Below are 21,149 nucleotides of genomic sequence, written 5' to 3'. Positions count from 1 at the left end.
ACGCCCGCGTACCTGGAATTGCGTAGAAACAACGGGTTAGGGCATTTCCGGGATTCGGAGAAAAGCGGAAATGCCCTAATATCCGCGCCAGGGATTCGCTCGAGGCTCGCATGACAAAAGCGGAAACGGTTCGGAAGCGAGAGCCGGGAATGGCGAAGCGCTCACCTATTGGTGCTTCGCCTGGAACATTGATTGCCGACCCCAGGGCACGGCGCAGTGAGCTCAATCTGACGCTGATCGATCGCGACCGCTGCGAAAAGATCGACGGTGCCAGCCTCGATGACCTGAAGACGCATTGCGAAAAATGGCCACTTGTCTGGCTGGATTGTGTCGGCCTGGCAAATGTCGAGTTGATCGAGCAGATCGGCAAGCAGTTCGGTTTGCATCCGCTGGCTCTGGAAGACGTCGTCAACACCGGCCAGCGGCCCAAGGCTGAGTTTTTTGACGACCATGCCTTTGTCGTCGTCAATATGGTCGATGATCCCGCCACCTATCGCTACGAGCAGATTTCCCTGTTTTTCGGCAAGGGCTTCGTCATCACCTTCCAGCAGCGCGAAGGTGATCCTTTCGATCCGGTGCGCAAGCGCATCGTTGCCTCGACGCCCAACCGTTTGCGTTCGCGCGGAGCAGACTATCTCGCCTATGCCCTTATCGATGCCATCGTCGACTCGTTCTTTCCATTGATCGAAAACGCCAGCGCCCGAACCGACGAGGTCGAGGACGCGATGCTGCGTCATCCACACAAGCAGCAGGTCCGCATTCTGCACGAACAGCGCCGGCATGCGGGCCAATTGCACCGGACGATGCTGTCGCTGCGAGATGCGCTGGCCGGGCTGGTTCGCTCTGATGCCCCTTACATCAAGCCGGAGACGAAGATCTTCCTGAACGACACGCTGGATCATGCCTATCGGCTCGTGGAATTGGCGGATACGCAGCGCGACATGACGACGGGACTGATCGAAATGCACCTGTCGCTCAGCCAGGCACGCACCAACGAGGTGATCAGTCTGCTCACCATTGTCTCGGCGATCTTCATTCCGCTCACCTTCCTGGTCGGCGTCTGGGGCATGAACTTCGATCCTGCGACATCGCCCTGGAACATGCCGGAACTGAAGGCCTACTACGGCTATCCAGCTGCCCTGGTTTTCATGGCTCTGGTGGCGATAGGGCTGGTCAGTTTCTTCAAATGGAAGAAGTGGCTGTAAGCAGGCAAAGGTGCCGGTCCGCGCTGCGCTCAGGCCAGCCTTGCGAATATGCGCTGGCTTTTTGCGTTCTTTTGCACTATACGCGCCGCAACATCGCGCCGGATTGCGTGATGCTCACCGACCCTTGCTGGACGACATCCCGGCTCTGGGCGCCTCGTTTCCTCCATTGAGAAAGGAAAAATGCGATGTCGATTACTGCTGAACGCAAGAAGGAACTGCTGGCTCAGTTCGCCACCGTCGCCGGTGACACCGGTTCGCCGGAAGTGCAGGTTGCCATTCTTTCCGAGCGTATCAAGAACCTGACCGAGCACTTCAAGGACCACAAGAAGGACAACCACTCCCGTCGTGGCCTGCTCGCACTCGTTTCCCAGCGTCGCAGCCTGCTTGATTACCTCAAGCGCAAGGATGAGGCGCGCTACCAGACGCTGATCGAGAAGCTCGAACTGCGTCGCTGACGAATTGGCCGGCGGGTTCTCATCGAGGGCTCGCCGGTCGCGCATTCGGGCCTAAAGCGCGATCCCGAAAAGTGGGAACCGGTTTTCGGAAAAGATCACGCTCTAACGACCCGACCCGGTTTCTGTAGGCAGAGGGCCACATGAAACCGCCCGTGGACGGTCATGGGGCAGGATTGCAGGATGCTTGCACGGGCGCCGGCCCGGCATTTTCAAGCCTCCCGTTGTCTTGCCCGTGGCTGCCCGACAAAGGAGCCAGGAAGGGGGCGTCGCGCATGTTTGGATGGCGCGGCCCCTTCCGCATATGAAGGACAAGATATGTTCAAGCAACACAAAGTGGAAATCGAATGGGGCGGCCGTCCGCTCATCCTCGAGACCGGCAAGATCGCGCGCCAGGCTGATGGCGCCGTGCTAGCGACTTATGGCGAGACCGTGGTTCTGGCCACCGTCGTTTCGGCCAAGGAGCCCAAGCCCGGTTTCGATTTCTTTCCGCTGACCGTCAACTACCAGGAAAAGACCTACGCCGCCGGCAAGATCCCGGGTGGCTACTTCAAGCGTGAAGGTCGTCCGAGCGAAAAGGAAACGCTGGTTTCCCGCCTGATCGACCGCCCGATCCGTCCGCTCTTCGCCGACGGCTACAAGAACGACACCCAGATCGTCGTCACCGTTGTGCAGCACGATCTCGAGAACGATCCGGACATCCTGTCGATCGTTGCCACTTCCGCAGCGCTGACACTCTCGGGCGTTCCGTTCATGGGTCCGATTGGTGGTGCCCGCGTCGGCTACATCAACGGCGAATATGTGCTTAACCCGCATATCGACGAGATGCAGGAATCCAAGCTCGACCTCGTGGTCGCTGGTACCAGCGATGCGGTGCTGATGGTCGAATCGGAAGCCAAGGAACTGGGCGAAGAGCTGATGCTCGGCGCTGTCATGTTCGGCCACAAGGCTTTCCAGCCGGTGATCGAGGCGATCATCAAGCTGGCCGAGGTTGCCGCCAAGGATCCGCGCGACTTCACCCCGCCGTCCTTCGGCGATCTGGAGAAGGAAATGCTCGGCGTAGCCGAGAGCGACCTGCGCGCCGCTTACAAGATCACTGACAAGCAGGCCCGCTATGCCGCCGTCGATGCCGCCAAGGCCAAGGTCAAGGCTGCTTTCACCCCGGCCGAAGGCGAGGAAGCGAAGTATTCGTCCGAGCAGGTTGCCACCGTGTTCAAGGAACTCCAGGCCAAGATCGTGCGCTGGAACATCCTCGATACCGGTTCGCGCATCGATGGTCGTGATCTCAAGACTGTCCGTTCGATCGTTTCGGAAGTCGGCATCCTGCCGCGCACCCACGGCTCGGCGCTGTTCACCCGCGGCGAGACCCAGGCGATCGTGGTTGCCACGCTCGGCACCGGCGAAGACGAGCAGTATGTCGACTCGCTGACTGGCATGTACAAGGAGACCTTCCTCCTTCACTACAACTTCCCGCCCTATTCGGTCGGCGAAACCGGCCGCATGGGTTCGCCTGGCCGTCGTGAAATCGGTCACGGCAAGCTGGCCTGGCGCGCCATTCATCCGATGCTGCCTTCGGCGGAACAGTTCCCGTACACGCTGCGCGTCGTCTCCGAGATCACCGAGTCCAACGGCTCGTCCTCGATGGCCACCGTCTGCGGTACCTCGCTGGCGCTGATGGATGCCGGCGTGCCGCTGGCCAAGCCGGTCGCCGGTATCGCCATGGGCCTGATCAAGGAAGATGAGCGTTTTGCCGTGCTTTCCGACATCCTGGGCGACGAGGATCATCTCGGCGACATGGATTTCAAGGTGGCTGGCACTGCGAACGGCATCACCTCGCTGCAGATGGACATCAAGATCGATGGCATCACCGAGGAGATCATGAAGGTGGCGCTGGGTCAGGCCAAGGACGGCCGCCTGCACATCCTCGGCGAAATGGCCAAGGCCATCTCCGAAGGCCGCAAGGAACTCGGCGAGTTCGCGCCGCGCATCGAGGTGATGCACATCCCGACCGACAAGATCCGTGACGTCATCGGCTCGGGCGGCAAGGTCATCCGCGAAATCGTCGAAAAGACCGGCGCCAAGATCAACATCGAGGACGACGGCACCGTGAAGATCGCTTCGTCGAACGCCAAGGAAATCGAGGCGGCGAAGAAGTGGATCCACACCATCGTGGCCGAGCCGGAAGTCGGCGAGATCTACGAGGGCACGGTCGTCAAGACTGCCGACTTCGGTGCGTTCGTGAACTTCTTCGGCCCGCGTGACGGCCTCGTGCACATCTCGCAGCTGTCCGACCAGCGCGTCGCCAAGACCACCGATGTGGTCAAGGAAGGCGACAAGGTCTGGGTCAAGCTGATGGGCTTCGATGAGCGCGGCAAAGTCCGTCTTTCGATGAAGATCGTTGACCAGGAGACTGGCAAGGAAATCGCCCGCGAAAAGAAGGCGGAAGGCGAAGAAACCGCCGCCTGATCGACTTAACTTATTGAATCTGAAAAGGGCGCGACTTCGGTCGCGCCCTTTTTGTTGGGTCGACAGGCTGACTCAGCCATCAGGCGACTCCCGACAGCGGCCGGTCTTCTCCCGTTGCATTCGTCGCATGAGGGCGCCAAAATTAACTGAATTAGAAGAAACTCATTAAGGACTTATTTACATATTTGCGATCCGCGTATGTAGTATTGCCCAATACGTCATTCGAGCAATCGAGGCCTGTTATGGGACATATCTCGACATCCGTAAGCGGCGTGAAATCGCGGTATATGCTGCGCCCGATGAATGTTGATGACATTCCGGCAATCCGTGTCATCTTCAAGCAAGTTTTCCGCCCGAATTCGAAAGATTGTAACGAAAACTTTGATCAATACTTCCAGAAACTTTTCTTCGATAATCCTTATTACGATCCGGAGATCGGGAGTGTTGTTCATGAGAATGAACGCGGGGAAATAGACAGCGCTCTCTCGATCCTCCCGGTTCCTTACGTCGTAGACGGGCAATCTGTCATGGGGCGGCTGCTCTGTGCCTTCATGATGAAGCCGGAAGCTTCTCCGCGTGGCGCTGCCGAGTTGTCGCTCAGCATACGCCCGACCGAGAAGACAATTAACTTCAGCGACACGGCCGCACCCGTGAGCCTCAGGCATTTCGAAGCCATCGGGGGCGTGACACTGGGAGCGCATGCGCTTGGCTGGACGCGCATATTCCAGATGGCAAGCTATGTGGCGACCATTGCGGCGCGGCGGCATCCGATCCTGGGCGGCTGGGTGACCTCGACGGGGAGGATGCTCAACCCGCTGTTTCCGCTTCCTCCGATAAAGAAGATCGCAAAGTCCCATGTCACGGTGAAGGAAATAACGCAGGACGAAGCGGTTTCGCTCATTCCTTCCCTGCTCGAAAGCTATTCCGCGCATCCGGACTGGACAGAGAAGGATCTGCATTGGCTTCTGCACATGGCGGAGGACAATCGAGCCGCGGGCGCGCTTCGGTTCTTTGCGATCAATGATCCGACGGGCACACCAATCGGCTTCTTCTGCTACTACAGTCGCCCGAATGGCATGGTCGAAGTGTTGAATGTGATCACGAAGTCCGGGACGGAAAGGCAGGCCATCAACGTCATGCTGTTCCATCTGCAGGAGGAGGGGTACATCGCGGCGCAAGGCCGGGTGGACCCGCGCTATCTCTCGGCACTTTCACAGCAATCGAACATGTTCTTTCGCCACAGGGCCAATGTCTGCGTCACCACTGCGCGCGCCGACGTCCTCAATGCGGTCGAGCGAAACAACATGTTTATCGGCGGCCTCGCGGGCGAAAGCTGGAGCAGGCTTTCGACGGACTTCTTTTAAGCAGCATATATGCTTGGGGCGACCAGCGCGGACAAACCCGCTGGTCGCCCTTCGCGTTATGTCGCTACCGAGCACCGCTTGAGGCTGCTCATGACAAGGCCGCGGCGGCTTACCCCTGCTGCAGCGGGGCATGACCGGGTTGTCTGCGCCTATCCCGGAAACAGCGGTAACTACTTCAGCGATTCTTTACGTAATTGAGGTGAGTGTTGCGCTGACATCGTGGGCTACGTCATTCATCCGTCTGCCAAGGTCGAGATGCAGGAGCCAGCCAAGACAACCAAGTGAAAGAGGCCTGGGTGGGGTATATCTCGGCATCTGTAAGGGACGTGAAATCGCGACGCGTGCGCGCGATGAAGATTGATGACATCCCGGCCATCCGTGCTCTTTTCAAACAGGTTTTCCGCCCCGTTTCGACATCCTGCAACGAAAATTTCGATCGCTACTTTCAGCAACTCTTCTTCGAAAATCCCTACTACGATCCCATCATCGGGAGCGTCGTGCATGAAAATGAGCGCGGGGAAATAGACAGCGCGGTCTCTATCCTGCCGGTTCCCTACACCGTCGGCGGACGATCGATCATGGGGCGGTTGCTCTGTGCTTTCATGATGAAGCCGGGAGGTGCTCCTCGCGGACCCGCCGAACTGACGCTTGCCCTGCGCCCTGGCGAAGAGACGGTACAATTCAGCGACAGCGCGGCGCCGGTGAGCCTTAGACATTTCGAAGCCGTCGGTGGCATATCGCTCACCACATACGCGCTCGGGTGGACCCGCATATTCAAGCCGGCGAGTTATGCTGTGAATCTCATGACACAGCGGCGTCCTATCCTGGGCAAACTTGGCGCTGCGTCTGTTGGCAGGATGCTCAATCCGCTGTTCCCGCTTCCCCGGGTCAGCAACGCTGGAAAATCCCGTGCCGCGGTGAAGGAAGTAGCACAGGACGAAGCCGTTTCTCTCATTCCCGGTCTACTCCAGAGCTATGCGGCACATCCGGCCTGGACAGGGCGGGATCTGAACTGGCTCCTTCGTATGGCGGCGGACAATCGAGCCGCGGGGATGCTTCAGCTGCTTTCGATCGAAGATCAGGCGGGCGTCCCAAATGGGCTTTGCTGCTACTACAGCCAATCGAACGGTGTGGCGGAGGTCCTGAACGTCATTGCAAGGTCTGGTGCGGAGAAGCAGGCTGTCGATGCGATGCTGCTGCATTTCCAGGACAGGGGATATGTAGCGGCGCAAGGTCGTGTAGAGCCCCGTTACCTGGCCGCGCTGTCACAGCAGCCGGTCATGTTCTTTCGCCACCGGGCCAATGTCTGCATCGGCACCACACGCGCCGAATTCCTGAATGCGGCTCAGCGGAACGATATCTTCATCGGTGGGCTTGCGGGAGAAGGTTGGAGCAGGCTTTCGACGGACTTTTTCTGAACAAGGCGTTTCACATGATGCCTTGAAGTTACCGATGTACCTTGGTAACATATGGCATGATTGATAGAACGCAAACGGGCGTACGCTTGGCGACGCCGCTTCTCAAGGTTCTGAAAGGCCTTGCGGCTGAAAAAGGCATGAGCCTCGGCGATTTGCTCGAAGGCATTGTGTTGCATGCCTTCGAAGGCAGGTCGGCCTTCTCCAGCGAGACGCTGGCTACGATCGCAAAGTTGAGGGATGCTTACGGTTGCCGGCTGACCAGCGCGGACAGTCATCTCCATCCTGACAAGGATGCCTGATGATGCGCCGCGATTTCAGGCATGAGATTCATGTCGCCTTGCCGGTCGATGAGGCATTCCTTCTGTTCAGCCCGAAAGGGGAGGAAGCCTGGGTGCCGGGCTGGTTGCCTGACTACATCTTTCCAGCAACAGGTGAGACCGGCCAGGACATGATCTTTCGCACCGGCAGCGGCGAGGAAGCGACGATCTGGACCTGCCTGGATTGGCAGCCGGGGCGACACCACGTCCGTTACCTCCGCACAACGCCGGCTTTGCGGGTTGCCTTCGTCCAGGTGGACTGCTGTGCTGACGGTGATGGAACCAGGGTGGCTGTCTCCTATGGCTATGTGCCGCTGACTGCGAAAGGGCAGGACATGGTGGCAGGGATGACGCAGGAAGCCTTCCGCGCAGACATCGACGGATGGTCCGTTCGCATCGCCGATTATCTGCAAGGTGCCGTGGATCCCAGTCATCCGCGGCAGAACGTCCCGTCATGAGTTCCGATACGCTCAAAACCCTGTTCCATCCTTTTGAGGCCGATGTGTTGCCTCTGCCAGGAAAAAGCACACGTGCGCTCTTTCTCGGCGCTCTGCCGGGGTTTCGGCTGCCCGCTGGCTTCGGGGCTGCTCTGCACCTTGTTCAGGGATTTCGCCCGGATTTTCGCCATCTGGCAGCGTCTGCGCACTTGGTTGCGCCTGAGCCCGAAGGGGAGGGCTACGACCTCACCTTGGTTGTTGCGGGTCGCCATCGCGGCCTCAACGAAACGCGCATTGCCGAAGCCATCGAACGCACGACCGACGACGGCCGGATCGTCGTCGCGGGCGGCAAGGAAGATGGTATTGCGAGCCTCCGCAAGCGGCTGGGGGAATTCGTTGACATAGAGGGCCATCTTTCGAAACACCATGGTCAGGTCTTCTGGTTCGCCCGACAAGGTAGCGAGGCTGCATCCAGGTTGCGTGCTGCCAATCCGTCGCTTCTGGTCGAAGATCGCTACGAGACCGCGCCCGGCATGTTCTCCTTCGATCGCGTCGACGCGGGGTCACGGCTTCTGGGCGGGTATCTGCCTGCAGATATCAAGGGCCATGTCGCCGATTTCTGCGCGGGCTGGGGCTACTTGTCGGTCACACTGGCCGAGCGGGCTGCTGGCTTGAGCGGGCTTGACCTATATGAGGCCGACCATGCCTCTTTGCAGGCGGCGGGCCGAACGTTGGCACGGCTGATGCCGGGCCTTCCCGCGAGGCGGTTCTGGCATGATCTTGCAACTGAAGCGGTCGGCGAGCGCTATGACGCGATCGTCATGAACCCTCCGTTCCATCAGGGCCACGCGGCAGAACCACAGCTTGGGGCTTCGATCATCCGCGCCGCGGCGAAGGCATTGCGACCGGGTGGGCGCCTGTTCATGGTGGCGAACCGGCAGTTACCGTACGAACCCGTTCTCGCCACCGCTTTTGCAAATCACGTGGAACTGGGGCGCAATGACGCTTTCAAGGTGCTGTTGGCGCGTCGCTGATCGGCGGAGAACGCCTGTCTGTTAGTGCAGGTTTGCGGCACGACGCTGGTTTTGAGCCAGATGCTCGACGCTTTGCGCCTGTCCGCCAATGACACGCAGCGGCGCCGGCTTGCCAAACAGGTAGCCTTGCACCACCTCGCAGCCTGCAGCCTTCAGCATGGTTGCCTGGCTCTCGGTCTCCACGCCTTCGGCTATCGTTGATACGCCCAGTGCGCGCGACAGGCCGACAATCGTCGAGACGACTGCTCCGGAGCCGGAATCGGTGTCGATGCGGCTGACGAAAGAGCGGTCGATCTTCAACTTGTGGAACGAGAAGTCGATCAGGTAGCTGAGGTTGGAATAGCCCGTGCCGAAATCATCGACGGCGACCGAAATGCCCATGTCGGACAATTCTTTGAGGATAGCGGCGGCGCGTTCCTTGTCCTGCATCATCGCGGTCTCGGTCACCTCCAGCTCCAGCCTTGACGGCTTGATGCCGGTCCTGGCGATGGTGTTGCGCACCATTGCCAGGAAATCCTTGGTCATGAACTGTACCGGCGAGATGTTGACCGCCACGAAACAGTCTTCCGGCAGGTGGCGGGCGTCGCTGCAGGCCTTGCGCAGCACCCACTCGCCGATCGGGCCGATCATTCCGGTTTCTTCCGCAAGCGGAATGAATTCCATCGGCGCGATCGTTCCGCGCTCCGGGTGATTCCACCGGATCAGCGCCTCGTAGCCCACGACCCTGTCTGCGGCGAGGTCGAGTTGCGGCTGATAGTGCAAGTCGAAGTCGCCGCGCTCGAACGCCGTGTGCAGTTCGGACTCCACCCATTGCCGATGATCCGCGACCTTGCCCATTTCCGGCTGGAAGACCGACCACGTGCCGGCGGCGTTGGTTGCTCGCGCGTTCTGCAAGGCAAGATTGGCCCGACGCAAAAGCAGCACTGGATCGATGCCGTCCTTTGGCATGGCCACGACGCCGACCGAGAGGCTGACCGACTGCTGATGGGTCTTCAGCTGGTAGGGGGCGATCAGATCATCGATCAGCTGCTCGACCAGTGCCTCCATCGACCCCGGCAGGCGCTTGTCCGGATACAGTACGGCAAATTCACCCGGGCCGACGCGGCCGACGACGGCTTCACGCGGCAGAAGCGCTTTCAGGCGATGGGCGAACAGTCGGATGAGATCATCGACCTGCGTGTAGCCGATCGCGTCATTGATCTGGCTGAAACGATTGATGTCGATGTTGAGCAGGTAGACCGGCTCGCCGGTCTTGAGCGTGGAGGAGGCAGCCTCCGCCACCTTGCCGACCATGGCGTGCTTGGCCAGCGTTCCCGTCAGCTTGTCGAAATTGGTTTCGGAGAAAACGTAATCAGCGGATTCGTCGACACCGGCGAAGAAGGACATCGCTGCACAGGCCGCAGCCAGCGCGCAAAGACCTGCGACGATGGCCACGAGTGTGTTGAGCGGAAGTTCTGCCAGGCTGTCGCCGAGACCGATCTTGATGCCCCACAAGCCCAGGATGAAGCTGCCCATGCCCGCGCTGGCGATGGTGATCAGCCGGAAAAGTGGCGTTCGGCCAGGATTCTTGACAGAGGGCATACGCAGGGTCCCAATCTGCAGGATGTTCTAACCGCGATCCTCTTAAAATAAGTTTCCTGCGATTCGTCGCATTTTATCGGCAACAAAAGTTGACTAACGTTTCATGAAAGTTAACCAAAAGGCAAGGGCCCATCCTTCGCTGTGGACGATAGGCTCTTTCTACTTTGGTGAGGATAATCGACGGGGCTAGCGCGAGCCTTGCGGCTTCAATCCTTGCCGCCATCCAGCCGCTTCAGTTCGTCGAGCGTGGGCATCGACACGACATGATAGCCGGAATCGACGTAGTGGATTTCCCCGGTCACGCCAGACGAGAGATCGGAAAGCAGGTAAAGCGCCGAGTTGCCGATCTCGTCGATGCCGACGGTGCGGCGCAGCGGCGCGTTGCGCTGCTGGTAGGAATACATGTAGCGCGCATCTGAAATGCCGGCACCTGCGAGTGTCCGTACCGGACCGGCCGACAGGCCGTTCACGCGGATGCCACGCGGGCCGTAATCGTTGGCGAGATAACGCACGCTGGCTTCAAGGCCCGCCTTGGCCACCCCCATGACATTGTAGTTGGGCATCACCCGCACCGAGCCGGCGTAGGTGAGGGTGATCATAGACCCGCCGTCCTGCATCAACGCCGCGGCATGGCGCGCGACTTCCGTGAAGGAGTAGCAGGAGATCACCATGGTGCGCACGAAATTGTCGCGCGTGGTGTCCGCATAGAGGCCCTTCAGCTCGGTCTTGTCCGAGAAGCCGATGGCATGGACGATGAAGTCGAGCTTACCCCACGCGCTCTTCAGCGTATCGAAGGTGGCTGCGACCGAGGCACTGTCCTCGACATCGCATGGCACGACGAGTGAAGCGCCGACCTTCTCGGCCAAGGGCTTGACCCGGCGGCCGAAGGCTTCGCCCTGGTAGGTGAAGGCCAGCTCGGCACCCTGTTCGGCGAGTTTCTGAGCGATGCCCCAGGCAATGGAATGATCATTGGCAACGCCCATGATCAGGCCGCGCTTGCCCTTCATCAAACCGTCCATGTGAAAATCCCTATGCGGAATGGCGCTGGAAGACGAGCGTGGCGTTGGTGCCGCCAAAGCCGAAAGAATTGGACAGCACGGTGTCGATCTTGGCGTTGTCGATACGCTTGCGCACGATCGGCACACCATCGAATTCGGGATCGAGTTCCTCGATATGCGCGCTTTCGCCGATGAAGCCGCCCTGCATCATCAGGATCGAATAGATCGATTCCTGCACACCTGCCGCGCCCAGCGAATGACCTGTCAACGACTTGGTCGAGGTTATGTGCGGCAGCCTGTCGCCGAACACCTCACGGATTGCGCCGATCTCCTTCGAGTCGCCGATCGGCGTCGAGGTGCCGTGCGTGTTGATATAGTCGACCGGGCTTTTCACCGTCGCGAGCGCCTGTCGCATGCAGCGGATAGCGCCTTCGCCGGACGGGGCAACCATGTCATAGCCGTCGGAGGTTGCGCCGTAGCCGGTCAGTTCGGCGTAGATCTTGGCGCCGCGCGCCTTGGCGTGCTCGAGTTCTTCCAGCACCAGCACACCCGCGCCGCCCGCGATGACGAAGCCGTCGCGGTTGACGTCATAGGCACGCGAGGCGGTTGCGGCGCGATCGTTGAATTTGGACGACATCGCGCCCATCGCGTCGAAGAGGTTGGACATCGTCCAGTCGAGATCCTCGTGGCCGCCGGCGAACATGATGTCCTGCTTGCCCCACTGGATCATCTCCGCCGCATTGCCGATGCAGTGGGCCGAAGTCGAGCAGGCAGACGAGATCGAATAGTTGACGCCGTGGATCTTGAACCAGGTTGCCAGCGTCGCCGAGGCCGTCGACGACATCGCCTTCGGCACGGCAAACGGTCCGATGCGCTTGGGGCTGCTGTTCTTGAGCGTCGTTTCCGAAGCCTCGACGATCGTGCGTGTGGACGGACCGCCGGAGCCCATGATGATGCCGGTGCGTTCGTTACCGGAAACCTCGTTTTCCTCGAGCCCGCTGTCGGCGATCGCCTGCTTCATGGCGACATGGTTCCACATGCCGCCTTGCGACAGGAAACGAGCAGCACGGCGGTCGACGAGGTCTGTCGTATCCAGGTTTGGGGCGCCCCAGACCTGGCACTTGAAACCATGCTCGGCGAAGTCGTTGGAGAAGCTGATGCCGGATTTGGCGTCATGGAGAGAGGCGCTGACCTCCTCGGCATTGTTGCCGATGGACGATACGATGCCGAGGCCTGTGACTACGACCCGTCTCATGTTGCGCTCCTCGTTTTTTTTCGTTGAGTGCAGGTGTCAGGCAGCTGACTGTTTTGCCAGGCCCACCCGCAGGTCAGTGGCCGCGTATATGGGTTCTCCATCGGCTTTCAACCAGCCGTCGGCGATACCGAGCACCAGTCGGCCGCGCATGACGCGCTTGAAATCGACTCCGTACTCCACCTTCTTGACGGAAGGCGTGACCATGCCCTTGAACTTAACTTCGCCCGTCGACAGTGCCATGCCCTTGCCCGGTTCGCCGAGCCAGCCAAGGAAAAAGCCGGTGAGCTGCCAGAGCGCGTCGAGGCCCAGGCAACCAGGCATCACGGGATTGTCGATGAAATGGCAAGGGAAGAACCAGAGGTCGCGGTGAATGGCGAATTCGGCGCGCACGAAACCCTTGTCGAAAGCGCCGCCAGTCTCGCTGATCTCGGTAATGCGGTCGAACATCAGCATCGGCGGATAAGGAAGCTGGGCATTGCCGGGGCCAAACAGCTCGCCCTTCGCGCACGCCAGCAGATCGTCGTAGTCGTAGCTCGATTTCCGATCCGCCATCTAGTCTTTCCCCGTCGTTCGCCGGGCGATGTCATGCCCGTGTCCGATTTCTAGTAACACAGTCCGCTTCGCGCCGGAAAGCGACGCCGGAGATGTCGCGCTGGCTCTAGCCTGCCCATTTCCCCGGGTCAATGCGCGCTATTGATCGGATTTGGCCTACAGAATATATCTGACATAATACGGGACGTGGATTTCCGCCTGATTTTTGCCGCTGTCGGTGGGCAGTTGCGGGTGGAACATGAAGGTGGGTTGATCGGTTTGGACGATCGGAAAGACGGCATGACTGTGGACAAGCGGGTACGCGAAGCCGGCCTGAGGCCGACTCGCCAGCGTATTGCACTGGCTGACCTGCTGTTTGCCAAGGGCGATCGTCATCTGTCGGCAGAGGAACTGCATGAAGAGGCGCTGGCCGCCGGTGTGCCTGTTTCGCTGGCCACGGTCTACAATGCGCTGCATCAGTTCACCGAAGCCGGCTTGCTGCGCATCCTGGCTGTCGAAGGTTCCCGCACCTATTTCGATACCAACACCTCCGACCATCATCATTTCTTTATCGAAGGTGAAAACCGGGTTTTCGACATTGAAAGCGGGCCGGTTACGGTCGGCAACCTCCCGGAGCCGCCGGAGGGCATGGAAATTGCCAATGTCGACGTGGTGGTGCGCCTGCGTCCCAAGCGCGACTGATCTCCGCCCGATAGAATCGATCCGGCAGTGATGCTGTGTCGCCGGACTGCTGCTATTCGTTGATCTTTTCGCCGGGGTAGGCACCCCAGACCAGCGATTGGCTGATCCAGCCGGTATGGCCGCTCAGGCTCATCTCGCACCATTGCCCGTCACAGGACTTGATGGAGCCGATGACGCCAGGCTCGATCATAGCGACCACGCTGGCATCCTTGGCCGCGCTTTTCACGAGATTGATGCGGATATCCTTGCCGCGTTGCCAAGGCGCGATGATCGCGGTGCGCTTGCCCGACAGCAGAGCCTGGCTCACCCAGCCCTCGGAACCGTCGGCATCACGCACGCGCCGCCAGGTGTCGTACTCCTGCACGATCTCCATTGGCAGTCCCGCCCTGGTGTACATCCAGTCGACCGAATAATTGACGCCCGGGCCGACGCGTGAATTGACCCGGGCCGATTTCAGGCTGACGAACCGGGGCAACGGCAGGCCGCTTGGCCCCAACGTCACCGTCTGAACCGGCGCTGCGGCATTTTGCGCCGTCGCGACCGGAGTAAGCGTGAGCAGGCCAAGCATTGTCGCGGAGAGAATCAGACGTAGCGACGCGAAACCAGACACGTTCGTTCCTTTTTCCGGCGCCGTCGGCGATCCTGTGCGCGCGCCTTTTTCTTTGTCTTCGGCGGTCCCACTTGTTACATGAGGCATGGCTACCGAGACCAGTTTGCAGTTTCGCCGGTCTTGGTTAAAGAGGTCTCAACAGCATCCCGGGAACGAGGAAACGATGGCCGGCAAAAAGAAGCCTCTCGTTGTGATCACGCGCAAATTGCCGGATCCTGTCGAGACGCGGATGCGCGAGTTGTTCGACGCCAAGCTGAATGTTGAAGACAAGCCGATGTCGCGCGAGGAGATTGCCGCGGCGTTGCGGGAAGCCGATGTGCTGGTTCCCACCATCACCGATCGCATCGATGCCGAGCTGATCGAGCAGGCCGGGCCGAATTTCAAGCTGATCGCCAGCCTCTCCAATGGCGTGGATCACATCGATGTCGCCGCGGCCTCGAAAAAGGGTATCGCAGTCACCAACACGCCGAATGTGCTGACCGAAGACACCGCCGATATGACAATGGCGCTGATGCTTGCGGTGCCGAGGCGGCTCGCCGAAGGTTCCAACGTGCTCGCCGGGGACAGGAAATGGCCCGGCTGGTCGCCCACGTGGATGCTTGGCCGGCGTATCTGGGGGAAACGACTCGGCATCGTCGGCATGGGCCGTATCGGCACTGCGGTCGCACGCCGCGCCAAGGCTTTCGGGCTCTCGATCCACTACCACAACCGCCATCGCGTCCTGCAAAGCGTAGAGGACGAACTCGAGGCAACCTATTGGGAAAGCCTCGACCAGATGCTGGCCCGCATGGACATCATTTCGGTCAACTGCCCTTCGACGCCGGCCACCTTCCATCTCCTTTCAGCCCGGCGGCTGGCGTTGCTGCAACCCACCGCCTACATCGTCAACACGGCGCGCGGTGACATCATCGACGAGGATGCGCTGATCAAGTTGCTGCAGGATGGCAAGATCGCCGGCGCCGGCCTCGACGTCTACGAGAACGAGCCGGCGCTGAACACCAAGCTGCTCAGGCTCGCCGCAAAGCACAAGGTGGTGCTGCTGCCGCACATGGGGTCGGCGACCCTGGAAGGGCGCATCGATATGGGCGAGAAGGTCATCATCAATATCCGCACCTTCTTCGACGGACATCGTCCACCGGATCGCGTGCTGCCGGCCCGAGCCTGATCGTCGCTTCTGACAGATATCGGGCGGCGCCTCTGCACGCGGGGGCGTCGCGAACCGAACACTGCGATAACGGGCCTATGACAGCGTCTTGCGCATCGTCACCGATGTCGGTCGGTTGTAGCCGGCATGGGCGGTTCGCTCGGTTTCGACAAAGCCCAGGCGGCTGAAAGCCGCTTGGTTGCCGGTCAGTTCCACACGCGCCTGCAATTCGAGCACAGGCTTGCCGGCGGCGCGGGCAAGAGCTTCGGCGGCTCGCATCAGCTCGCGTCCGATCTTTCGGCCTTGGAAGCCAGGCTCGACCGCCAGCTTGCCGACATAGAAATGCTGCGCGTGCTCGGCAGCGAAGATGCAGCCGACGATCTGATTGTCCTGCATCGCGAGAAAGCCGGTTTCCGTGCCTGCCTTTTCGCGCAGGCCATCCACCGACAGCCGGTGCGCGGAGGATGGCGGGTCGATCACCCCATCCATGTAGGCGAAGGCGCGCATGATCAGGGTGAGTAGTTCGTCCCAGCGTTCGAAATCAGCGGGCAGTCTGCTCACTGCGATTTCGGTGCTCATCCCTGGCTCCGGTAGCGAATGGTGTCGAAACGCGCGGCCAGCCCGTCGTAAAGCAGCAGGCGCCCGACCAGGGGTTCACCGATTCCGGCTACGAGCTTGATCGTCTCCATTGCCTGCAGGGTGCCGATAACGCCGGTGAGCGCGCCGAGGACGCCGGCAACCGCGCAGGACGGCACCAGGCCAGGTGGCGGTGCTTCAGGGAAGAGATCGCGATATGTCGGGTTCGGGCGTCCGTCGGTCCCGGTTTCAAAGGGTTTCAGGACGGTGATCGAGCCGTCGAAGCGGCCGACGGCGGCATGTACGAGCGGTTTCTTCTCCTCCGTACAGGCATCGGCCAGCGCGTAGCGGGTTTCAAAGTTGTCTGAGCCGTCCACCACGACATCATAGGCGCGAACGATGCCTGCTGCGTTTTCAGCCGTCAGGCGCAAATTGTGCAATTCCACGATGACATGCGGATTGATGCGGGCAATCGCGGCCCTGGCGCTCTCGCCTTTCGATGTTCCAACCGCGCCCGTGTCGTGAATGACCTGGCGCTGAAGATTGGAAAGCGACACGGTATCGTCGTCGACGATACCGAGCGTGCCGATGCCGGCTGCCGCGAGGTATTCCAGCACCGGCGCACCAAGCCCGCCGGCGCCGAGAACCAGCACGCGGGCTCGTTTCAGCTTCTGCTGGCCAGCTCCGCCGATTTCCGGAAGCACGACATGGCGCGCGTAGCGTTCGAGTTCTTCGTCGGAGAGGGCAGGGGTGTTCATGCGGGCACCATACCGTCCTGCCTGGCGGTTGTCAGGCGTCAGCGGTTGGCACAACGGCGCCGTGGTCGACACTGAGGAATTGCGCGCGACCGCGCAGGCTGGAAAACAGTGCTGCGTCGGTGCCTGTCATGAACGCCTGGCAATTCAGCTCTTCCAGGATCGAAAAAAGCGCCGAGCGCCGACCTGCATCGAGATGCGCCGCGATCTCGTCAAGCAGCAGGATGGGGGTGAGACCGGACATCTCGCCGGTGAGGCGGGCGTGGGAGAGCACCAGTCCGACCAGCAATGCCTTCTGTTCCCCGGTTGAGCAGAGCTCCGCCGGCATTGCCTTCGGGCGGTGCCGTACCAGCAGATCCGACCGATGCGGTCCGTCCAGCGTGCGGCCGGCGGCACGGTCGCGGTCGCGCCCACTGGCGAGCGCCCGGCGGAACTTCTCCTCCAGCTCGACCGCCGGCATGGTATCGATTTCAGTTTCGAGCTCGCCTGCGAGTGCAATGTCAGCCTGCGGAAAAGGTCCGTCACCCGGCAGTTTCTCGATCATCGCAGACAGCAACCGTACCATTTCGCTGCGGGCGGCTGCGATCGCCACGCCAGTCTCAGCCATCTGCGTCTCGATCGCGTCGAACCAGGCGCTGTCGCGCGTGCCCTCGGCAAGCAGGCGGTTGCGGCCGCGCATGGCCTTTTCGTAGTCCAGCGCTCGCTGGCCGTGGCTGCCGTCGATCGCGAGCACCAGCCGGTCCAGGAAGCGCCTGCGATCGCCGGCGGGGCCTGTAAACAGCGCGTCCATCGCCGGTGTCAGCCAGACGACGCGCAACCATTCCAGCATATCTTCGGCCGAACGTGCCGCCGCGCCATTGATACGCACGCGCCGACCGCCTTCGCCGGGGGCGTCACCACCTGCAACGCCGGTACCGATCTCGGCCTCTCCGGAAGGGCCGTCGAGACGGACATGCAGCGCGAAACCACCGTCGCTCCCTTCGCGGGCGACGTCGCCGTAGGGCGCTCGGCGCAGGCCACGCCCCGGAGTGAAAAGCGAAATGGCCTCGAGCAGGTTTGTCTTGCCCGCACCGTTGTCGCCGGTGAAGACAACGGCGCCCGGTTTCAGGTCAAGTGACAGCGCTGCATAGTTGCGGAAATTGGTGAGGGCGAGCCGGGTGAGGTGGGTCTGTGCGCCGACTGCGCCTTCCCGGCTCGGTTCGTTTGTCATGTGATCAAGGCGATGCGCGCGACTAAACGCGCATTGGCATCAGCACGTAGAGCGCGTTCTCGTCGCTGGTGTCGTGGATCAGGGTAGGGGAACCGGCATCCGCCAGCATGAACCTCGCCTCGCCGCCGCTGAGCTGAGCGGCAACATCGAGCAGGTAGCGCGCGTTGAAGCCGATCTCGATCGGATCGGCGGCGTAGTCGGCCGCCAATTCTTCCGTCGCGCTGCCGGAATCGGGATTGTTGACCGCCAGCGTGACCTGGCCATCGGAGATCGATAGCTTCACCGCACGTCCTCGTTCCGAGGAGATCGTGGAAACGCGGTCAACCGCGGCCGCGAAACTCTGGCGATCAATGACCAGTTTCTTGTCATTGCCCGTCGGAATGACCCGCTGGTAGTCGGGGAAGGTGCCGTCGATCAGCTTGGATGTAAGAACCACGCTGCCGATGGTGAGGCGGATCTTGGTGTCGGAAAGCTCGGTGGTTACCGCGACATCCGGATCGTCGACCAGCTTCTGCAGCTCGCTGACGGTCTTTCGTGGGATGATGATGCCCGGCATGCCCTCCGAGCCCGCCGGTGCATCCATCTCGGCGCGCGCAAGGCGATGACCGTCGGTCGCCACCGAACGCAGCTTGAGCTTGCCGCCCACCTCGTGGGTGTGTAGGAAAATGCCGTTGAGGTAGTAGCGTGTCTCTTCGGTCGAGATCGCGAACTGGGTCTTGTCGATCAGGCGTTTGAGAGCGGTCGCTTCAAGCCGGAAGATATGGGAGAAGGTGCCGGCCGACAGTTCCGGGAAGTCGGATTGCGGCAGGCACTGCAGCCGGAAGCTGGACCGGCCGGAGATGACGGTCATGGCATTGCCGTCCTCGTCCGTCTTCAGCATCACCTCGGCGCCATCCGGGAGCTTTCGCACGATGTCGTAGAGCAGGTGCGCCGGCACGGTGGTGGCGCCCGACTGTTCCACCTTGGCGGGGGCGGCTTCGGTCACTTCCAGATCAAGGTCGGTGGCCTTCATCTCCAGGCTGCCGCCCTCGGCCATCAACAGCACATTGGACAGGATCGGGATGGTGTTCCGGCGCTCGACCACGCGGTGGACGTGGTTGAGGGATTTCAGGAGATTGGACCGTTCGAGGATAACACGCATGACGATAAAGGCTCGCTTGAATGACTTTCGAGGTTCCGAGAAACGGCGCCCTGCGAAAGGTCTGAACACATTCAGATTCTAGCCAAGCTGACAGGAAAAACCCCTTGAACGCAAGCCCGCGGAACCGGCAGCGAGCGGTTCCGCGGGCTTTGTCGGGGATAACGGCGGGTGCCGGCGGCTTCGTTGCCGCCCGGCTCGTCAAGCCTGGTCGTTAATCAGCCGGCGGAGCAGTTCGAGCTCCTGCGCCAGCGTGTTGTCGGCGCCCGACAGATCCTCGATCTTGCGGACGGCGTGGAGAACTGTGGTGTGGTCGCGGCCGCCGAACCTGCGACCGATTTCCGGCAGCGAGCGCGGAGTCAGCACCTTGGAAAGATACATCGCCACCTGCCGCGGCTTGACGATGGTGCGGGTACGCCTGTTCGAGAGCAGTTCCGTCTTCGAGACATTGTAGTGGCGTGCCACGATGCGCTGGATATCCTCGATGCGCACGCGCTTCGGTTCGCCGGTGCGATAGATATGACCGAGGATCTCGTCGATGCGGTCGATCGTGATCTGGGGCTCGAACGACTGCCGGAAAAGCAGCTGGTTGAAAGCGCCTTCCAGCTCGCGGCCGGAGCCGGTCACAGTGCGGGCGACATGGTCGAGGATATCGTCGGCGATGTCGAGCGAGGTGTCGTCCTGCTTGGCAGTGGTCAGACGCTGCTTCAGCATGGCGAGACGCATGCTGTAGTCAGGTGCAGCCATCTCGAGCGCGACGCCGCCATTGAGACGCGAGCGGACGCGCGGCTCCAGCGACTCCAGTTCGGACGGCGGCCGGTCAGCGGCAACCACCACCTGCTTGGCGCTGTCGAGCAGCATGTTGATGAGGTGGCAGAATTCGTGCTGGATCGACTTACCCTGCAGGAACTGCATGTCATCGATGATCAGCAGGTCGATGTCACGCAGCTGTTCCTTCAGGGTAAGCGCGTTGTTGTCACGGATCGCGGTGGCGAAGCGCCACATGAAATACTCAGCGGTCAGATAGACGACGCGCGACTTCGGATTGTGGCGCAGCGATTCCGCTGCGATCGCCTGCAGGAGATGCGTTTTGCCCAGTCCCACGGTAGCGTGGAGGAACAAGGGGTTGAAGCGCACCGCGCTTGAAGCGGACTCGGCAACGGCACGCGCTGCCGCGAAAGCCACGCGGTTCGACGGGCCTTCGACGAACGAGCCGAAGGTGTAGCGCGGGTCGAGTGGCGAACCGAGCACATTCTGGCGGAAATCCGGCTCGGCTGCTGCGCCGCGGGCCAGGGGAGCACGCTCCTGCTTGCCGGCGCCCAACGTGGTGCCGGAGGACAGCGTGGTCTGCGCCTGTTTGGCGACCTTGCGCAGCGGGGCAGCTTCCAGATCAGGGGCGGCATGGCGCGTGGCACTGCGAACGACCACCTCAACCTTGAGGATACCGGTTTCTTCCTGCTTCCACAGCTCGGTGATGACGTCGAGATAGTGACCGTTGATCCACGAGCGCAGGAAAGCGGTCGGCACCGACATGCGGGCGACGCCCTTGGAGAGCTCCACAAGCTTCATGCGGCCGAACCAGCTGGAATAGACCTCGCTGCCGAGGCGCGCCTTCAGCTGTGCCCTGATACGCTCGAAACGTTGTTCAGCCTCGTTGCTTGCAGCCATAGCGCCTTCTCCGACGATGTCCCCGGAAAAAGGAAAGCTGCCGCCGAGCTCCCTGTTTGTGCCACTCTGTATCATTCAGATCCTCGTTACTTTGTCTGACTTGTACCGGTGGGCCGATCTTCGCGGCCTTCTCGCGGTCTGGTACCTCCCAAGCTTCCAGCCGCCGCTGGCTGGAAACATGGTCTAGCGCATGGAAGGGTAAACAACCCCCATCGATGCAACCCGAAGCGACAAAGACAAAACGAACCCACCCGGCAAAAAATGCCAGCTACGTCCGACCTGCCATGC

At 61.0% G+C, this 21,149-nt stretch carries 20 protein-coding genes; 10 read left to right on the top strand and 10 right to left on the bottom strand.

Annotated elements, in window-relative coordinates:
- The first annotated feature begins 110 nt into the window (after positions 1 to 110).
- The 8 genes from corA to C1M53_RS01945 all read left to right on the top strand — a co-directional run bounded on the left by corA (position 111) and on the right by C1M53_RS01945 (position 8,693).
- Positions 111 to 1,205: a magnesium/cobalt transporter CorA gene (corA, locus tag C1M53_RS01980; RefSeq protein WP_129410705.1), complete on the top strand. Its 1,095-nt coding sequence runs from the start codon at positions 111 to 113 to the stop codon at positions 1,203 to 1,205.
- Between the two features lie 185 nt (positions 1,206 to 1,390).
- The gene (gene rpsO, locus C1M53_RS01975; protein ID WP_129410704.1) at positions 1,391 to 1,660 is read left to right on the top strand and encodes a 30S ribosomal protein S15; all 270 of its coding nucleotides are present in this window, start codon (positions 1,391 to 1,393) and stop codon (positions 1,658 to 1,660) included.
- Positions 1,661 to 1,975: 315 nt separating this feature from the next.
- Entirely contained in the window at positions 1,976 to 4,123 is a 2,148-nt protein-coding gene (gene pnp / locus C1M53_RS01970) for a polyribonucleotide nucleotidyltransferase (protein WP_129410703.1), read from the top strand.
- Positions 4,124 to 4,365: 242 nt separating this feature from the next.
- On the top strand, positions 4,366 to 5,487 hold the full coding sequence (locus C1M53_RS01965) for a hypothetical protein (RefSeq protein ID WP_129410702.1): 1,122 nt from the start codon (positions 4,366 to 4,368) through the stop codon (positions 5,485 to 5,487).
- A gap of 281 nt (positions 5,488 to 5,768) precedes the next feature.
- Positions 5,769 to 6,905, top strand: a complete 1,137-nt coding sequence (locus C1M53_RS01960) for a hypothetical protein (RefSeq protein ID WP_245488407.1) — start codon at positions 5,769 to 5,771, stop codon at positions 6,903 to 6,905.
- Between the two features lie 86 nt (positions 6,906 to 6,991).
- The gene (locus C1M53_RS01955; RefSeq protein ID WP_245488404.1) at positions 6,992 to 7,204 is read left to right on the top strand and encodes a hypothetical protein; all 213 of its coding nucleotides are present in this window, start codon (positions 6,992 to 6,994) and stop codon (positions 7,202 to 7,204) included.
- The gene (locus tag C1M53_RS01950) at positions 7,204 to 7,680 is read left to right on the top strand and encodes an SRPBCC family protein (protein ID WP_129410700.1); all 477 of its coding nucleotides are present in this window, start codon (positions 7,204 to 7,206) and stop codon (positions 7,678 to 7,680) included. Before C1M53_RS01955 ends, C1M53_RS01950 begins: the two co-directional genes overlap by 1 nt.
- On the top strand, positions 7,677 to 8,693 hold the full coding sequence (locus C1M53_RS01945) for a class I SAM-dependent methyltransferase (protein WP_129410699.1): 1,017 nt from the start codon (positions 7,677 to 7,679) through the stop codon (positions 8,691 to 8,693). Before C1M53_RS01950 ends, C1M53_RS01945 begins: the two co-directional genes overlap by 4 nt.
- Positions 8,694 to 8,714: 21 nt before the next feature.
- On the opposite strand, the gene C1M53_RS01940 is transcribed toward C1M53_RS01945, so the two are convergent.
- The 4 genes from C1M53_RS01940 to fabA all read right to left on the bottom strand — a co-directional run bounded on the left by C1M53_RS01940 (position 8,715) and on the right by fabA (position 13,079).
- Entirely contained in the window at positions 8,715 to 10,274 is a 1,560-nt protein-coding gene (locus C1M53_RS01940) for a bifunctional diguanylate cyclase/phosphodiesterase (protein WP_129410698.1), read from the bottom strand.
- A 206-nt stretch (positions 10,275 to 10,480) separates the two neighbouring features.
- On the bottom strand, positions 10,481 to 11,293 hold the full coding sequence (gene fabI / locus C1M53_RS01935) for an enoyl-ACP reductase FabI (protein WP_129410697.1): 813 nt from the start codon (positions 11,291 to 11,293) through the stop codon (positions 10,481 to 10,483).
- Positions 11,294 to 11,303: 10 nt separating this feature from the next.
- The gene (gene fabB, locus C1M53_RS01930; protein ID WP_129410696.1) at positions 11,304 to 12,527 is read right to left on the bottom strand and encodes a beta-ketoacyl-ACP synthase I; all 1,224 of its coding nucleotides are present in this window, start codon (positions 12,525 to 12,527) and stop codon (positions 11,304 to 11,306) included.
- Between the two features lie 36 nt (positions 12,528 to 12,563).
- Positions 12,564 to 13,079 (bottom strand): 3-hydroxyacyl-[acyl-carrier-protein] dehydratase FabA, encoded by a 516-nt coding sequence (gene fabA, locus C1M53_RS01925; RefSeq protein ID WP_054309101.1) that lies wholly within the window; start codon positions 13,077 to 13,079, stop codon positions 12,564 to 12,566.
- Positions 13,080 to 13,358: 279 nt separating this feature from the next.
- Here fabA and irrA point away from each other — a divergent pair, with 279 nt between their 5' ends.
- A complete protein-coding gene (irrA, locus tag C1M53_RS01920) occupies positions 13,359 to 13,760 on the top strand; it encodes an iron response transcriptional regulator IrrA (protein ID WP_129410695.1) in 402 nt (133 codons plus the stop codon).
- Positions 13,761 to 13,812: 52 nt separating this feature from the next.
- Here irrA and C1M53_RS01915 read toward each other — a convergent pair whose 3' ends face one another.
- Entirely contained in the window at positions 13,813 to 14,370 is a 558-nt protein-coding gene (locus tag C1M53_RS01915) for an SH3 domain-containing protein (RefSeq protein ID WP_129410694.1), read from the bottom strand.
- Between the two features lie 163 nt (positions 14,371 to 14,533).
- Here C1M53_RS01915 and C1M53_RS01910 point away from each other — a divergent pair, with 163 nt between their 5' ends.
- On the top strand, positions 14,534 to 15,535 hold the full coding sequence (locus C1M53_RS01910) for a D-glycerate dehydrogenase (protein ID WP_129410693.1): 1,002 nt from the start codon (positions 14,534 to 14,536) through the stop codon (positions 15,533 to 15,535).
- A gap of 75 nt (positions 15,536 to 15,610) precedes the next feature.
- On the opposite strand, the gene C1M53_RS01905 is transcribed toward C1M53_RS01910, so the two are convergent.
- The 5 genes from C1M53_RS01905 to dnaA all read right to left on the bottom strand — a co-directional run bounded on the left by C1M53_RS01905 (position 15,611) and on the right by dnaA (position 20,933).
- Positions 15,611 to 16,093 carry a GNAT family N-acetyltransferase gene (locus C1M53_RS01905; protein ID WP_129410692.1) on the bottom strand — a complete coding sequence of 161 codons (483 nt, stop codon included), beginning with the start codon at positions 16,091 to 16,093 and terminating at the stop codon, positions 15,611 to 15,613.
- Positions 16,090 to 16,848 (bottom strand): molybdopterin-synthase adenylyltransferase MoeB, encoded by a 759-nt coding sequence (locus C1M53_RS01900; protein WP_129410691.1) that lies wholly within the window; start codon positions 16,846 to 16,848, stop codon positions 16,090 to 16,092. The genes C1M53_RS01905 and C1M53_RS01900 overlap by 4 nt, the downstream gene beginning before the upstream one ends.
- A gap of 31 nt (positions 16,849 to 16,879) precedes the next feature.
- Positions 16,880 to 18,055, bottom strand: coding sequence for a DNA replication/repair protein RecF (gene recF, locus C1M53_RS01895; protein WP_129410690.1), 1,176 nt, complete (start codon positions 18,053 to 18,055; stop codon positions 16,880 to 16,882).
- Between the two features lie 22 nt (positions 18,056 to 18,077).
- Positions 18,078 to 19,196, bottom strand: a complete 1,119-nt coding sequence (dnaN, locus tag C1M53_RS01890; RefSeq protein WP_129410689.1) for a DNA polymerase III subunit beta — start codon at positions 19,194 to 19,196, stop codon at positions 18,078 to 18,080.
- A gap of 198 nt (positions 19,197 to 19,394) precedes the next feature.
- Entirely contained in the window at positions 19,395 to 20,933 is a 1,539-nt protein-coding gene (gene dnaA, locus C1M53_RS01885) for a chromosomal replication initiator protein DnaA (protein WP_129415976.1), read from the bottom strand.
- Positions 20,934 to 21,149 lie beyond the last annotated feature (216 nt).

The sequence above is a fragment of the Mesorhizobium sp. Pch-S genome (assembly GCF_004136315.1).
Taxonomy (GTDB): Bacteria; Pseudomonadota; Alphaproteobacteria; order Rhizobiales; family Rhizobiaceae; genus Mesorhizobium.
This window is presented reverse-complemented; position numbering and strand designations above follow the sequence as displayed.

Coding starts and splice junctions, on each gene's coding strand:
- C1M53_RS01900 (WP_129410691.1), bottom strand. CDS start 16,848: ATGAACACCCCTGCCCTCTCCGACGAAGAACTCGAACGCTACGCGCGC.
- fabI (WP_129410697.1), bottom strand. CDS start 11,293: ATGGACGGTTTGATGAAGGGCAAGCGCGGCCTGATCATGGGCGTTGCC.
- C1M53_RS01945 (WP_129410699.1), top strand. CDS start 7,677: ATGAGTTCCGATACGCTCAAAACCCTGTTCCATCCTTTTGAGGCCGAT.
- dnaN (WP_129410689.1), bottom strand. CDS start 19,196: ATGCGTGTTATCCTCGAACGGTCCAATCTCCTGAAATCCCTCAACCAC.
- corA (WP_129410705.1), top strand. CDS start 111: ATGACAAAAGCGGAAACGGTTCGGAAGCGAGAGCCGGGAATGGCGAAG.
- recF (WP_129410690.1), bottom strand. CDS start 18,055: ATGACAAACGAACCGAGCCGGGAAGGCGCAGTCGGCGCACAGACCCAC.
- pnp (WP_129410703.1), top strand. CDS start 1,976: ATGTTCAAGCAACACAAAGTGGAAATCGAATGGGGCGGCCGTCCGCTC.
- fabB (WP_129410696.1), bottom strand. CDS start 12,527: ATGAGACGGGTCGTAGTCACAGGCCTCGGCATCGTATCGTCCATCGGC.
- C1M53_RS01910 (WP_129410693.1), top strand. CDS start 14,534: ATGGCCGGCAAAAAGAAGCCTCTCGTTGTGATCACGCGCAAATTGCCG.
- irrA (WP_129410695.1), top strand. CDS start 13,359: ATGACTGTGGACAAGCGGGTACGCGAAGCCGGCCTGAGGCCGACTCGC.
- rpsO (WP_129410704.1), top strand. CDS start 1,391: ATGTCGATTACTGCTGAACGCAAGAAGGAACTGCTGGCTCAGTTCGCC.
- C1M53_RS01940 (WP_129410698.1), bottom strand. CDS start 10,274: ATGCCCTCTGTCAAGAATCCTGGCCGAACGCCACTTTTCCGGCTGATC.
- C1M53_RS01905 (WP_129410692.1), bottom strand. CDS start 16,093: ATGAGCACCGAAATCGCAGTGAGCAGACTGCCCGCTGATTTCGAACGC.
- C1M53_RS01965 (WP_129410702.1), top strand. CDS start 4,366: ATGGGACATATCTCGACATCCGTAAGCGGCGTGAAATCGCGGTATATG.
- C1M53_RS01950 (WP_129410700.1), top strand. CDS start 7,204: ATGATGCGCCGCGATTTCAGGCATGAGATTCATGTCGCCTTGCCGGTC.
- fabA (WP_054309101.1), bottom strand. CDS start 13,079: ATGGCGGATCGGAAATCGAGCTACGACTACGACGATCTGCTGGCGTGC.